Source organism: Pseudanabaena sp. FACHB-1998 (assembly GCF_014696355.1).
In the GTDB taxonomy this organism is placed as follows: domain Bacteria; phylum Cyanobacteriota; class Cyanobacteriia; order Pseudanabaenales; family Pseudanabaenaceae; genus Pseudanabaena.
The window spans coordinates 1-14,241 of the sequence record NZ_JACJQA010000020.1 but is presented as its reverse complement, the minus strand read 5'-3'; the positions used below and the strand labels follow the sequence as shown (position 1 = coordinate 14,241).

13 protein-coding genes and 3 pseudogenes are annotated in these 14,241 nt (G+C 41.7%); 9 read left to right on the top strand and 7 right to left on the bottom strand.

What is annotated here, in order from left to right; genetic code table 11:
- Positions 1 to 28 precede the first annotated feature (28 nt).
- The 3 genes from H6F42_RS07700 to H6F42_RS07690 all read right to left on the bottom strand — a co-directional run bounded on the left by H6F42_RS07700 (position 29) and on the right by H6F42_RS07690 (position 2,211).
- Positions 29 to 1,216 carry an MFS transporter gene (locus tag H6F42_RS07700; RefSeq protein WP_190398779.1) on the bottom strand — a complete coding sequence of 396 codons (1,188 nt, stop codon included), beginning with the start codon at positions 1,214 to 1,216 and terminating at the stop codon, positions 29 to 31.
- Positions 1,213 to 1,683 carry a DMT family transporter gene (locus H6F42_RS07695; RefSeq protein ID WP_190398778.1) on the bottom strand — a complete coding sequence of 157 codons (471 nt, stop codon included), beginning with the start codon at positions 1,681 to 1,683 and terminating at the stop codon, positions 1,213 to 1,215. Before H6F42_RS07695 ends, H6F42_RS07700 begins: the two co-directional genes overlap by 4 nt.
- Positions 1,684 to 1,746: 63 nt before the next feature.
- Positions 1,747 to 2,211: a DMT family transporter gene (locus H6F42_RS07690; protein WP_242018366.1), complete on the bottom strand. Its 465-nt coding sequence runs from the start codon at positions 2,209 to 2,211 to the stop codon at positions 1,747 to 1,749.
- 172 nt (positions 2,212 to 2,383) lie between these two features.
- Between H6F42_RS07690 and H6F42_RS07685 the strand changes: the two genes are divergently transcribed.
- Positions 2,384 to 2,887, top strand: coding sequence for a MarR family transcriptional regulator (locus H6F42_RS07685; protein ID WP_190398776.1), 504 nt, complete (start codon positions 2,384 to 2,386; stop codon positions 2,885 to 2,887).
- Positions 2,888 to 2,893: 6 nt separating this feature from the next.
- Positions 2,894 to 3,319 carry an MAPEG family protein gene (locus tag H6F42_RS07680; RefSeq protein ID WP_190398793.1) on the top strand — a complete coding sequence of 142 codons (426 nt, stop codon included), beginning with the start codon at positions 2,894 to 2,896 and terminating at the stop codon, positions 3,317 to 3,319.
- 223 nt (positions 3,320 to 3,542) lie between these two features.
- Here the strand turns inward: H6F42_RS07680 and H6F42_RS07675 are convergent, their stop codons facing one another.
- Positions 3,543 to 4,697 (bottom strand): hypothetical protein, encoded by a 1,155-nt coding sequence (locus tag H6F42_RS07675; RefSeq protein ID WP_190398775.1) that lies wholly within the window; start codon positions 4,695 to 4,697, stop codon positions 3,543 to 3,545.
- A 261-nt stretch (positions 4,698 to 4,958) separates the two neighbouring features.
- Entirely contained in the window at positions 4,959 to 5,906 is a 948-nt protein-coding gene (locus H6F42_RS07670; RefSeq protein WP_190398774.1) for a Rieske 2Fe-2S domain-containing protein, read from the bottom strand.
- A 100-nt stretch (positions 5,907 to 6,006) separates the two neighbouring features.
- Between H6F42_RS07670 and H6F42_RS21850 the strand changes: the two are divergent.
- Positions 6,007 to 6,606: pseudogene (locus H6F42_RS21850) on the top strand (TetR/AcrR family transcriptional regulator); the annotation flags it as partial.
- Between the two features lie 54 nt (positions 6,607 to 6,660).
- Positions 6,661 to 6,762, top strand: a pseudogene (locus tag H6F42_RS21845) (TetR/AcrR family transcriptional regulator); the annotation flags it as partial.
- 417 nt (positions 6,763 to 7,179) lie between these two features.
- Here H6F42_RS21845 and H6F42_RS07660 read toward each other — a convergent pair.
- Positions 7,180 to 8,178 carry a formamidase gene (locus H6F42_RS07660; RefSeq protein WP_190398772.1) on the bottom strand — a complete coding sequence of 333 codons (999 nt, stop codon included), beginning with the start codon at positions 8,176 to 8,178 and terminating at the stop codon, positions 7,180 to 7,182.
- Between the two features lie 499 nt (positions 8,179 to 8,677).
- Here H6F42_RS07660 and H6F42_RS07655 point away from each other — a divergent pair, with 499 nt between their 5' ends.
- The 4 genes and pseudogenes from H6F42_RS07655 to H6F42_RS07640 all read left to right on the top strand — a co-directional run bounded on the left by H6F42_RS07655 (position 8,678) and on the right by H6F42_RS07640 (position 11,928).
- On the top strand, positions 8,678 to 9,694 hold the full coding sequence (locus tag H6F42_RS07655) for an SDR family oxidoreductase (RefSeq protein WP_190398771.1): 1,017 nt from the start codon (positions 8,678 to 8,680) through the stop codon (positions 9,692 to 9,694).
- Between the two features lie 75 nt (positions 9,695 to 9,769).
- Positions 9,770 to 10,249: pseudogene (locus H6F42_RS07650) on the top strand (SRPBCC family protein); the annotation flags it as partial.
- A 44-nt stretch (positions 10,250 to 10,293) separates the two neighbouring features.
- Positions 10,294 to 11,487: a zinc-dependent alcohol dehydrogenase gene (locus H6F42_RS07645; protein ID WP_190398769.1), complete on the top strand. Its 1,194-nt coding sequence runs from the start codon at positions 10,294 to 10,296 to the stop codon at positions 11,485 to 11,487.
- A gap of 87 nt (positions 11,488 to 11,574) precedes the next feature.
- Positions 11,575 to 11,928: a hypothetical protein gene (locus tag H6F42_RS07640; RefSeq protein WP_190398768.1), complete on the top strand. Its 354-nt coding sequence runs from the start codon at positions 11,575 to 11,577 to the stop codon at positions 11,926 to 11,928.
- A gap of 692 nt (positions 11,929 to 12,620) precedes the next feature.
- On the opposite strand, the gene H6F42_RS07635 is transcribed toward H6F42_RS07640, so the two are convergent.
- Positions 12,621 to 13,184 carry a GAF domain-containing protein gene (locus H6F42_RS07635; protein WP_190398767.1) on the bottom strand — a complete coding sequence of 188 codons (564 nt, stop codon included), beginning with the start codon at positions 13,182 to 13,184 and terminating at the stop codon, positions 12,621 to 12,623.
- Positions 13,185 to 13,393: 209 nt separating this feature from the next.
- On the opposite strand from H6F42_RS07635, the gene H6F42_RS07630 reads away from it, so the two are divergent.
- Entirely contained in the window at positions 13,394 to 14,092 is a 699-nt protein-coding gene (locus tag H6F42_RS07630) for a 2,3-bisphosphoglycerate-dependent phosphoglycerate mutase (protein WP_190398766.1), read from the top strand.
- The last annotated feature ends 149 nt before the right edge of the window (positions 14,093 to 14,241 follow it).

The window sequence follows — 14,241 nt, the reverse complement described above, 5'->3', positions numbered from 1 at the left end:
TGCTAGTAATGCGATCAGGCTTAGTGGACTAAGTTTTTAGTAGGTTTTTGTTGAGTGAATTAGCACAATGCAGAACTATCATCGCGATCGCTAAGGGCAGCATTAACAAAGGAATAACACCTAATCCTGACCAACTTGCAATCCAGCCCACCCCAGAGGGAATCATTGCTGCACCGATACTCGCGGCGCTGGTAGCAAAGCTGACGGCGGCGGGAACTAAACTGGCGGGTAACTGTTTGGGAATTAGCCAGATGGTGGCAGGAAAGATCGGCGCAAGAGCAAAGCCGATCATTGGCAAACTAATCCATTGATCAGGTAGTTGCCACCAAGCTAGAAGTCCGATCATGAGTAGAACGAGGGACATACTGATGACGCGAACGGCTCCTAGCGATCGCAAAAAATAGCCGAGTATAAACCGACCGACGGTTAAGCCTAACCAATAGGCACTAATGCTATATCCTGCAACTAATGCGGAAGTTTGGCGATCGCTGACTTGGACAATATAAGCCCAGTTGCTAATTGATGCTTCTAAGCCGACATAGACTAGCAGCATTAATCCTGTGAGTAGGACTAAGGGAGTTTGTAGCGATCGCCCTAGATTTTTCCAAGCGGGAGCAGGGGATGCAGCTTTGCTTCTAGTCATAGATGGATAGCGATAAATAATTGCCGCAAATACGCTTACCATCAATAAACTGACGATTCCTGCCAATACTCCATAGAGTTGTCTCCAGTTCATGCCGATCGCCAATAAAGTCGTGGCGATCGCTGCACCTGAGAGCGCACCAATGCCATAAAATCCATGCAGTAATCCAATTAAATTTGTGCTGCGCTCATCCTGTGCGATCGCCGTGTTGATACCCGCATCAATCAATCCAATTCCTAAACCGAAAAGGGTTCCCGCCGCCACCATTAGCAGCCAAGTGGGAGATAGAGCATAGATGCCTAGCGCCATTGTCAGCATACTGGCGGCGAAGAAAAGCATCTTTCCTAATCCCAGACAGCTATTGACAACGCTACTGGTCAAGGCTGCCATAATATAGCCGCTAATCTGACTGACAAATAGAAGCGTGATTGTAGCGGGGTTAAGATTGTATTCCCGTAAAATGGAAGGAAGTAAAACTCCTAAACCAGCTTCGGCTATACCAATAGCAATAAAAGCGTAAAAGGAAATCGCTACGCCTATCCACAGTGGAGGTGAGGGCTTGGTAGAAATCATAGTGTATTTCCGCGATCGCGGCGATCGAATTGAGTGAGCGCAACGGCAATTAATAACAACACAATTGCCACAATTCTAGAAGCATTAATGGGATGCGGTGTAACTCCAAACCAGCCCCATTGATCAATCAATAGAGAACCACTCATCTGACTACATACCACCGCTAGAGCCGTTGTTGTTAGTCCCAATTTGGGGATGATAATCGTATTTAAGGTCACATAGACAGCACCGAGTAAACCGCTTAAAAATGCCCACCAAGGAACCTGAGACAACCGATCTAGATTTTGAGAACCAAAAATTCCCAATAGAATAAGAAGAGTTAGAGTCAGCGAACCAACCATAAAGTTAATTGCCGCCGCCGCAATGGAAGACTGTAAAGTTTTGCGTAATCGAGTATTTGCGGCTGCACCGAGCGCTAGAAAGCTACCTCCCGAACCCGCACCAATCAAAGCAATGAGCATATCCATAATATTTACCTAAATCATTTTCTAGAAGACAGGAGTAACAGCACGAAACGCTGTGATTTCTATCTATTGAGCTTGTGCGAGAAAGAAGATAGCGACAATTAATAAACCGATCGCAAAGCGACGATTGCGGGTAAGGCGATGCTCGGGTAAGTCTAACCAACCATGATGATCGACGATGATGCCAGCTAGGGACTGTCCGCCAACCACCAAACCCAAGGTCAGCGTAGTGCCTAGTATCGATGTGAAGTAAGTGCTAGAACAGATATACCAAGTACCTAGCACGCCACCGATCAGACTCCATTTTGGTGCTTTGGCGATCGCAGTCCAATCAGGATGACCAAACTTTTGCGTTGCGATTAGTGCTACTAAAACCAATGTGCCGACAATATAGGAAATGTCCGCCGCCAAGGGAACAGAATTTAGCGATCGGGCTAATTGAGCATTGCAACTAGCTTGAATGGGAAGAAGTACACCACTCAACAACGCAAGCAACAGATACACATAGACTTGATATCGCGATGCGAACAAATGTAAGTTTTTCAAAGGAAGGGAAGTCATGGCAAAACAAGGGTGAATGGTTGAAATACAGTAAATAGAAGCCTTGTTCTAAAAAATAGTTTCACATCATTTATCTCTATATCAAGATAAATGATGTCGAAATAATTGTCAACTATCTCGACATCAAGATATAATTGCACCTATGGAACAAGACAAAATCGACTACATTTGCAAGCAATGGCGACAGGAATCGCCGCAATTAGACACTTCTCCACTGGGCATAGTTGGGCGAGTGCTAAGGATCGCTCGTCTGCTCGAAAAACATCGCGAAACGGTTCTGGTGGAATATGGTTTGAGCGTTTGGTCTTTTGATGTGGTAACTACGCTACGGCGGCAGGGAAAGCCCTATCAACTCAAGCCGACAGAGCTATACAGTTTGCTCATGCTTTCATCAGGGGCAACGACTAACCGCATCGATCGCTTAGAAAAGGATGGCATTGTCACGCGCTTACGCGACTCTGACGATCGCCGCAGTGTGATTGTGCAACTAACACCTAAAGGGCTTCAATTAGCCAATCTAGTAATTCCTGTATTGTTAAAAAGTGAGCGGGATTTACTAAGTCAGTTTGCTAATCCTGAAGAAAGGGAATCTTTCATCACGATTCTGCGACAATTGCTAATATCCCTTGACAATAATCTGGAATAGAAGAGTCTGGATCAGACTACTATCTTTCAACCGTTCATTGCGACAATGATTCTGACGATGGTGGTGTGGGTCTATATGTACGCTCGTCGCCTTTCGTTCATCTTCTCAAACCGACTTGATGTGAAACTGATGACACCCTCAGAGTTAGCACGAGTATCTCCACCCCAAGTATCGAACCCATCCGACAACTTGAAGAATCTGTTTGAGCTACCCATAGTCTTTTATGCGATCGCCTTATATCTCTATGAGACAAGTCAGGTGGACTCAGGGTATGTGGTCGCGGCTTGGGGATTCTTCGTGTTTCGAGCATTGCACAGCGCCGTACATTGCTTCTTTAACTTCATTCCCCTCAGATTCATTCTTTACGTGATTTCTGCGGGGGCGCTCTGGTTCATTGTTTTAAGGGCTGTTGTTGTATTGTGCAATCGCTGAGTTGCTCCAGCCGAGATCAATAGGCGTTGGTACAATGCTTCTAGTATTTGCAAAACGACTATTTCAGCCATACTTTTTCCCAACAGGTTAAACAATTTTTATTCTACAATCTAGACAAAGTTGATTTTGGGGCTGATTACTAATTCAAAGTATTCACTATGCAAACACTTGCTGTTTTTGTATAAACCTCCTTAAATTATAAAAACTACACATCCTAGTCGTCCTAATCAATGTTATTGCGATTATTAAGCAAAATGTCATGAATAGATGACCCACTATACAAATCCTCTACTTCGTATGCTGCACAGATTCCATTTATCATTGTCATTATGATCTTTTCCATATTAATCATGTCCTTTACCAGATCTCGATTAAGGGATTTAGCTGTAGTGATCGTGTGTGCAAGAGGATTACGAACGTTATCCCACAGATCTTTGACGATTTTCTGAGCTTCATTTTCATCTTTCCAGCCTATTTCATCATATCTCTTGCTTATTAAGTGATATTGTCCACGAGGCGGTAATAATACGGAGGAATTATAGTTTTTATAAAGCTCCCAACCGTGTGTAGAGATCCTGCCTATTATTTTTCTTAGCTTATCACCTGCTAGGCGTTCAGTCTGATTTTGTTTCGCCAGAGATTCAGCCATTGTAGCAAGATGTCGAAACCTTGCTTCCCAACTTGTAATATCACGACTTTCTCTAAATGCACGTAGTACGTTAAAGATATTATGGACAATTTCAGAATTTTTAGGATAGAGATATGCCGCAGTAGAAAGTCCTCTAAAAGTAATATCACTATATATAACTCCAAACTCAGAGAGAAATACATTAACTGGTTCTTGAACTAATTGATATCGTAAAGACTTACGTGCAAAGAACTTGGGAGCAATGTCATGTTTACCTATCCAAAAAGCTTGAATTCCATTCTCTAATGCTCCAAAATTTCCAATACTGAAGTTTTCCCCTGGTTTGAATAAACACAAACGCCAAACATCCAGAAATCTTTCGCCTCTATCAATTATTTCTTGAAAAAATGAAGGGTTGATAGTTTCATCAAGAGAAAAAATATCGTCACTCTCAATTAAGTCAATTTCAAATGCAATACAGGTAAAATCTCGGAGCTTTAAGTTTTGAAGTGATTGTATATTTTGTAGTGATTCCTTATCAATTTTCCATTCTTGACTAAGTTCTTCGTATTGACTAAATGCAAATTCACCTAAATATTCGTAAGGCTGTCGAAACTCTGGACAGCCTTTAACGTTTGGAGTGTAATTAGGTGGGCAACCATAGACTTCAGCAGAGTGCATTCTATAATCAAAATCTAGACGAAGACCATTGATGGGGGCTATGACGTAATAGGTAGAAGGACTTTGCATAATAAACTACAATTTTTTTATAACTTTATTTAGGATAGTTTCACTTTAGTGATCGTTCTGGATGACAGCACAATGCGATCATCAGCTAAACTAACACATGAGATCAATCTTAGAGCATAGATAGATTCCAAGTTATGAATACAAATGCAAAAGCAAAATCAGCCCAAGTCTAGTACACCAGTATTTATCATTCGAGAATACTAAGGTGATTTCTAGAAATCACCTTATCCATATTGTCAGAGCCATTGTGAGATTATTTTCTTACCATTCCTCATAAAGTTTCTTTGCGTGAATCATAATTTCTTCGTTAGGTAAGCGAATCTTCGCAGTCTGGCGCGGATAGGAAGTGGCGATCGCATTTGAGTCTTGTTCTACAATCGTTGCCACAGCACTCAAGATTGACCGATGTAAAAGCGGCTTATATATCTTCTTTTTGAATTTCACATAGACCAGCACAAAAGTTTTAGTCTGGGTTGCAGTTTCAGGATATAAAACATGAACCTGCAAAAGCTCACCCCAAGGGAACTCAGTTCTAAAAGTAGTTAGAGAGGGAAAAGCATATTCCAAAATTCCTGTATAGGTTTTAGGAGCAAGTAGAATGGCGGGATTGCGGCGGATATCGTCGAAGGTAGCATCGGCGCGATCGAGTTCTTGGACAACCTTAGCCCAATATTCATGCTGTTCAAAAACAGGAATGCGATTGGCTTTAATACCAAATAGCTCGCGATGAGTACCGTTCTGATGATTGTAATCGTAGTTGATTAACAGATTATGCAAAAACTCACCTTGGATACTTGATTCTCCTGCCGCCCCTAAAAAAGTCATGCCATCACTCAAATTTTCGATTAAGTCAGGCACAGGAATTTTGGCTTCCATATTTCCATAAGTCCAAATACAGTCACCTTTGATCTCCAGTTGTAAAGGTGTTGCGAGTGGCTGAGCAGATTCTTTCCCAGATTGATATAGCCGTCCCTGTCCATCAAATGCCAAGGCATGAAATGGACAAACAATTCGCTGTTCGCAAATCCAACCATTGGATAATGGAGCCTGCATATGAGGACAGATGTTATTGAGGGCAAATACTTCTCCCTGCTGATTTTGCCAGAGAACATAATCTTGACCATTCAGAGAGACTCTATAGGGTTTGTCAATTCCCAACATAGAGCGATGGGCAATCAACCAAGGAGCGCCAAGCAAGATCGGTGACATAGGTTAAAATGTGATAAATTATTCATGTTTGATATTTAAAATACGACAGATTTCTCACGTTTGTCAAGCATCTATTTCAAGGATATTTTTCTAGCAACTTATGACCGAATCACCGCAACTTAAGACACAACTTCGCCGCAAGCCTCAACAAAAACGCAGCCAGCAAAGGGTTGAACAGATTTTAAAAGCCGCCGCCGAGGTTTTTGATGATGTCGGTTACGAAGCCGCCACAACGCATATGATTGCCGCAAAGTCGGGGACTGCGATCGGTTCCCTGTACCAGTTCTTCTCCGATAAGCTAGCCATATTTCATTCCCTAGAAGCGCGTCACATGGAACGCGTTATGGAAATTAATGGGGCGCTTTTGCAATCTGCTGATCCACAACGTCCATTTGCTGAATTTATGGATCGGATGGTCGAGGCTCATGTTACTTATTTTCAAGATCCGATGCCCCGCGTTGTCTATCTTCAGTATTTTGTAGCTCCCCAGATATTTTTACTTTTTAACGAAAACTTTAATCAACAGTTGATTCAGCAGTATGGTGCGCTTTTGCAACGGTGGAATCCAGAACTGGCGACCGAGAAAAGTGAGCGCCTTGCAGAGACTGTTCACCATTGTTATAACGCCCTACTGCTGCAAGCCTTGAGGGGCGAAGAAAGCAAGCGACAAGACCGCTATGAAGAACTCAAAGCTTTAGTGGTTGCATACCTCTCCCCTCATCTAGAGTCAGCAGGAGGGAAAGTAATGAAAGTAATGAAATGCCCGTACTGTCATTCCTCCCATTTATCAAAAAATGGGCATCGCCACAACAAGCAACGCTATCTCTGCAAGGATTGTGGGAAACAGTTTTTAGAACGCGATCGCGAATCGTCGATGGAGTAGAAGTCATATTTTGGGAAGACTTTAGTCGATGATAGATGGGGCGGTAGTGAGTTCCTAGTTAAAATATAATTCCTTCGTAGAGAATCTCAGTCGTAAACTCAAAGTCAAGACCCGATAAAATAATCTATCGCCAGCAATATAATAGAACTCATTTGATATCTTAACAATAAAGAAAAAATGGCTAAAAAATGGGATATACAACAGATTTAAGTGATAAGGAGTGGAATATCATAGAACCTTTTATGTATACTCCCAAGGATAACCAAGCCTTGAACCAAGCATTAGGTTTATTCTTGCTCCAAGCTATTAGTAATGACTCAGAATATTTTTAATGAAGGCTTCGACTTCCCCGTTTACCTAAACTGAGCGAAGTCGAAGCCTCTTTTAACCTTATTTCGGATTGCTATATGTCCGATCAGGTACAGGAAATCCGCAGGAAGTTCCATCTTTATGGATGACTTCTTCTTCCCAAGGTAGAGAATACTTGCCGTTTACCATATCCTCCATATATGTATAAGGACAGTCTTGAGCGCCCCCTTTGACAGCTACATACCCTCTATGTCCAAATTGGTAAATATTATTTTCTACACTCCAATATTTGCGGGCTTCACGGACTAGATCGGGACGAACTTCAGCAGTAATAATCTCATCAGGACGGTGACTACCCATCACCAAGGGCTGACCATCAAAATTAACAATCATCCCTTCCCCCATAGAATCAAAGCTGCCATCAGAGCCACACATACACACCGAAGCTGTCACCATCAGGTTGCAGAAAGCATTTGCTTGATTAGTAATCTGCCAAGAATGACGAATTGGAGCAGTATAACCAGCAGTACGAATCATGATTTCTGCACCTTTATAGGCACATTCCCGCGCCATTTCAGGAAACATGCCATCATGACAAATAATCAGTGCGATCGTACTGCCATTAGGACCTTCACAAACTGGGATTCCTAGATCACCTGGTTCCCAAGGTTCGACAGGAACCCAAGGATGTAGTTTTCGATAGTAAAGCTTCAATTTGCCTTGATTATCAATAATGATTCCACTGTTATAGGGATTTCCTTGAGGATTATATTCCATCAATGAGAAGCAACCCCAAATATTATTGTCAATGCAAGCTTGCTTAAATGCTGCCACTTCTGCCCCATCTAAGCTACACATGATCTCTGGATTGGTATCCATCGACAGACCATGCAAAGAATATTCAGGGAATACCACTAGATCCATGGTTGCCATGTTTCGCCTTGCTTTAGCGACCATCTCACAAATACGTTGAGTTTGGGCAGCTAAGTCTTGTTTGGTGATAACGGTTGGCAGTTGAAGTTGCACCATCCCTATCACTACACCGTTAGGGGTTTTATTTAAGCCGCCAAGTCCACTCATGATTTCCTAAAGTTTTTAATTTTACAAGGTTTATTATGGAGGCTATATCTAACAGAGATAGTATTGTTTGATAGATAATCGGTAATAAAATCTGAACTCAAGTAAGAAAAACACAGATAAGTGGTTATCCATGACTAGTTTGTTGCTAGGGGCAGAAGTAAATGCACTAGGGTTATGGTAGGGGCGGTGCTGATGGCTATATAACTAATTGCTTTTTTGTTCATTTATTTCTCGATTCTTTTAATTTATGGTTCTCTCTATAATCCAGTCTCGCTGAGGCTTTAATGTAAACATTTATACGGTTTCAGTGCAATCCATTCAATTTATACAATGTTCAAACATGATTTCAAACCTTTGCCTGTCAATCTAATTTTCAATAAGCAAAAAGTTTAATAATTTTAATGGAATTATTTATAGCAATGTCCATTGCAAATTTTTTTGTAAGTAAAAAAACTTGATCAATCTAGTTCTAGTTAAGCCATAACAAAAAATAATTGTCATGAAACTCAAACCAATTGATCAACAAGTTGTAGCTATAGTTGGAGCCTCTAGTGGAATCGGGCGAGAAACTGCTCTCCATTTTGCCAAACGTGGAGCAAAGCTAGTGGTGTCAGCCCGCAGTGAATCAGGATTGACATCATTAGTTGACGAAATCTCTCGATTAAGTGGAGAAGTAATTTCTATTCCCTGTGATGTCGCTATATTTGAACAGGTACAGAACGTTGCCACTAAAACTGTTGAATATTACGGACGTTTAGATACTTGGGTTCATGCCGCAGGAACTGCAATCATTGCTCCCTTTGAAAAAGTGACTCCCGAAGAGTTTCGGCGCGTGATGGATGTTAATTTAATGGGTCAGGTGTATGGAGCAATGGTGGCTTTGCCTCATTTAAAACGTGAGGGTCAAGGTGCACTTATCCATATTTCTTCATTAGAGGCAAGGCGATCGCTACCCCTTCAAAGCGCTTACTCTGCATCTAAACACGCGATCGCAGGTTTTCTAGATTCCCTAAGGGTAGAGTTACAGCATGAAGGAGTTCCCATTAGCGTTACTAATGTTATGCCCTCTGTGATCAACACGCCCTTTTATAACAAAGCTCGCACAAAACTAGGCGTTAAACCGACAGGAGTACCGCCTTATTATCAACCTAGTTTGGTTGCTAAAGCAATTTTGTACGTTGCTGAGCATCCTACTCGCGACATTATTGTTGGTGATGTTGGGCGCGTGCTTGACTTAGTTCAAAAGCTGTCTCCTCACTTGAGCGATGCCATTTTAAATCTTGTGGCGGTGAAAGGGCAACGCACGAAAACCTTAAAATCTGAAAGCGATCCCAATAATCTATTTGAACCCATCGAAGGTTATAACACCACAACTGGAGATTTTACTGACAAGACTATCCCAAGTTTCCTAGATTGGTTAGACTTCCATCCTCAAATTAAATGGAGTTCGGTGGCAGGACTGGGTGTGTTAACGATCCTACTCGCTAACCATATTTTAAAGGATGTGGGAATTTGAATGATTTAGTTGAGCAGACTCAACATTAAATCTATTGGTATTTGGCATTGAATTAAAAGTAGATAAAAAAGGACTAGAAGAATGAAAGTTGAGAAGACTGTCACAATTCAAAATAAGTCTGCTGAAGAGCTATATCGCTTTTGGCATGATTTTGAGAACTTACCCACGTTTATGCAACATCTAAAATCAGTAACTGTTATTAATGAAACGCGATCGCATTGGGTTGCAAAAGCTCCCTTAGGCAACAGCGTAGAGTGGGATGCAGACATCATTACTGATCTAGAAAATCAGTTGATTACTTGGAAATCGGTAGCAGGTGCAGATATTGAAAACTCTGGCTTTGTGCAGTTCAAATCTGCACCTGTAAACCGAGGTACTGAAGTAAAAGTAGTGATGGAATATAACCTGCCAGGCGGAGGATTAGCATCTGCGATCGCTAAGCTATTTGGTGAGGAACCTGAACAGCAAATCGGAGAGGATTTGCGCCGCTTCAAAATGTTAATGGAAGCAGGTGAAATTGCCACTACCGAAGGTCAACCTACGGGACATCAGTAATTCCGAACTAATCACAAAAAATCACTACATAAGGACTATTTACTATGAGAGCAGTTTGCTGGCAAGGAACTAGAGATATACAGGTTGAAACTGTACCTGATCCAAAAATTCTGAATCCGCGTGATGCGATTATTAAAATCACTACTACCGCAATTTGTGGTTCTGATTTGCATCTTTATAATGGCTACAATCCCACCATGAAGAAGGGTGACATCCTTGGTCATGAATTTATGGGCGAAGTTGTGGAACTAGGTCGCGCAGTTAAAAATGTAAAAATTGGCGATCGCGTAGTCGTTCCCTTCACTATTTCCTGCGGATCGTGTTTCTTCTGTAGTCGAGATTTAACGTCCTTGTGCGATAACTCTAATCCCAATGGTGGGTTGTTAGAAAAGCCAATGGGTACTTCTCCTTCAGGACTGTTTGGCTATTCTCATATGACAGGTGGCTATGCAGGTGGTCAAGCTGAGTACGCCCGTGTTCCCTTTGCCGATACTGGTTTATTTAAGATTCCCGATGGACTCACAGACGAACAAGTTGTGTTTTTGACTGATATCTTCCCAACTGGCTACATGGCAGCTGAAAACTGTCAAATTCAGGAGGGAGATACAGTTGCAATCTGGGGTTGTGGCCCAGTGGGACAATTTGCGATCCGAAGCGCTTTTATGCTGGGAGCTGATCGCGTCATTGCGATCGATAGCGTTCCCGAACGCCTTCAGATGGCAAAAGATGGCGGTGCAGAAGTTCTTAATTATGAAGAAGTTGACCATGAAGACGTTCGACTCGTTGATGCTTTGAAAGACATGACAGGTGGACGTGGTCCTGATGCGGTTATGGATGCCGTAGGAATGGAAGCTCATGGCATGGGATTAGAAGGTTTCTACGATAGAGCAATGCAAGCTGTAAAGTTAGAAACCGATCGTCCAAATGTCTTGCGTCAGGCAATCATCGCTTGCCGTAAAGGTGGCACTGTCTCTGTTCCTGGTGTTTACACGGGGTTAGTGGACAAAATACCTATGGGTGCTTTTATGAACAAGGGTTTAACTATGAAAACAGGACAAACCCATGTTCATCGGTATTTGCGTCCTCTACTGGAACACGTTCAAAATGGCAAAATCGATCCCTCGTTCGTAATTACCCATAGTCTATCCCTAGAACAAGCCGCGCATGGCTACGAAATCTTCAATGAAAAGAGGGATAACTGCATCAAGATTGTGCTTAAGCCCCAGCAACTTGCCTAGTCTAAAGCACATTCTGATCTTGGAATGCAGAATTCTGCAAGTAAGTTTGATTAAAAGTATTAGTTTTTTTAAACCAAGGAGACAATCATGCTAAATTCTATTTCCCAAGCGATCGCTAAATTCTTTTCTTTTTTCAAGAGCATACAGGTGAAACAGTTTTTACCAATTGTTTTGGTCGGTTTTCTGCTGCTAACTACAAGTGCTGCTCCTAGTCGCAGTGAGACTAAGCAAGCGATCAAACAAATTAATGAAACTGTTCATCAAGACGATTCCACTAGACCTAAAACATCGGGAGAGTGGGAACAGCAAGCTCGCGAAGTAGAAGGTCGCCCTGTAGAACGTTTAAAGCGCATTGGAGAGCAATCAGCCGAAGCCGTTAAAGACTTTGGTTCAATGTATTCAGATACTGCTGAAAGAAGTAGTAAAGCTCTAAACGATTAAGCTACTCTCTTCCAATTAGCGGTGCGTGCTTTCGGCACGCACCGCTAATTATTCACTTTATAACGCCTAAAATCTTCACCGCATCCCATAAATTTGCACTGCTATACCTTAATCAACACAAATTACAGAATCAGCCATCTAAATCTATTGCAGATAAATAACACTGAATTAACTACAGTTTAATGGTTTTTGTTATTACTTGAAGAAGCGTTTAAAGCCCTACCAGAAATTACTATGCCTGTTAAGGAAATTATGAGTAAACCAGTTGCTCCAGTTATACCACGCGCTCTTTCATCTTTATCTCTACCACTACAACTACTATTCATCTGACAACTATCAACTATCAGAAAGCTGATATAGCTGATTGGCAGCCCAAGTATACTTGCGATAAGTACTAGAGACCAAAAAATCTTTCCCAAAATAATCATTATTTATATTTGTAAATTAATTCAAATTGTGCGGAGCTACTTAATGAAATTTAACTGTAAATTATTCGGCATTAAAGCAACCCATCCTGAAAGATATTAGGATAGGATAGCAATCTTTTCGTCTTGGCTAAACACTTTCATGACTGCTGGCACTAGTCAGCTAATGGGGGATAGTTGCTGAAACGCCCATTTCATAACAACAAAAAAGACCCAAATACGCCGATCACGCTTTAACTTTCCAGTGCCCCCAAGCCAGCCCCTGACCTATTCCGATTTGCCGCTACACTGAACCGCCCCTGTTGGATTGTAAGACATCACATAGGAAGTAACGCTGGGAGTAATGGCTTGTACTAATTGCTCGATCGCGGCTTGTTCTAGCTGTGTCCACTGCCTAGGGCGACCAAAGACACTTGGCTGTAATACCCCCCAAAGCTGTCCTTCGTAACAAATATGAGCATGAATCAGCGCCCGATGCCCAAAGTTTTCGCGTTCAAACTGTTTATTTAAAATATCAAGACTTGCAGTTTCTACATCTTCAATTGCAATAGAAGGCTCGGCACGCAAAGCCGCTGCAAACATGGGATCGCGATCAGGTAGAGAAGGTGAATCGAGCTTCCATCCTTCATCATAAATCATGGGAATGCTGTCATTGCGTACCCAGCAAAATGGTACTTTGCCTAAACCTGTGTTTGGCTCTCGCAGATAAAGAAAACAGCGATCGCAGTCTAAATATGCTCCCACTTCAGGTAATAAGGTCTTAAATAGTACATCGGGATTCGATGAAGTATTCAAAACATTAACGATTGAAAGCGTTAAGAGATTTAACATACGGCTAATTAGTTTAAAGATTTGAATGATGTTAATGGATTCATATAGATGATTTCTTCTTATCTCTTCACGATCGCGAAGGTATGATTGATTTGAGATGTGAATTGATTAAGTACCGAACAAAACTTATCTATCCTTTTTCGTTATTAACTTCACAATAGGAGGTAGCTATCATTTAGATAGTGAATTAGAAGTAGTGGTAAATAATAATGGCTCAACTTATTTTAGTTCGACATGGACAGAGCCTTTGGAATGCCCTCAATAAATTCACAGGATGGGTAGATGTCCCTCTGAGTGAACGTGGTCGGGCGGAAGCAACGATCGCTTCTTGTCGGCTCAGTGGCTATCGAGTAAATGTCTGCTTTACTAGTAAATTAATTCGGGCGATCGAGACAGCAACGATTTGTCTTACAGAGCACAATGATATCTGTGGTGGCAAAATTCCGATTATTAAGCACGAAGAATATGACCAAGATTGGAATGGCTGGGATAATTATGATGGAAACACAGCTGAAGAGTTACCTATATTCACAAATGCTGCTCTTGATGAGCGATTTTATGGCAAGTTGCAGGGCTTAAATAAAAACGAAACCGCTCTCAAGTATGGCATCGAAAAGGTGCATGAGTGGCGCAGGGCTTTCAGCATTCGACCACCTGGAGGAGAGAGTTTAGAGGATACCCAAAAGCGAGTGATTGCTTATTACAAAATCCGCATTCTACCCCATCTGCTGCAAGGTGAAAACGTTCTAATTGCTGCCCATGGCAACTCTTTGCGTTCCATCATGATGATACTTGATCGCCTTAGTCCCGAGGAAGTGACAGTACTAGAACTAGCAACGGGTGTGCCGATTGTGTATGACATTGATATTTCTGGAAAAGCGATTAGCAAAAGGATTTTAAACGATTGATATTAATTACTGATGTTATATGGCTTTAAGTTAGATCTGATGTTACGTGGAAGGAAAACAGAGTAGAGTAAAGATAGACTCCGACAGAGGTTGAAAGGTATGGACAGAAAGTTCTTAGACCTATACTCAGATTACCTAATCAGTAGTTT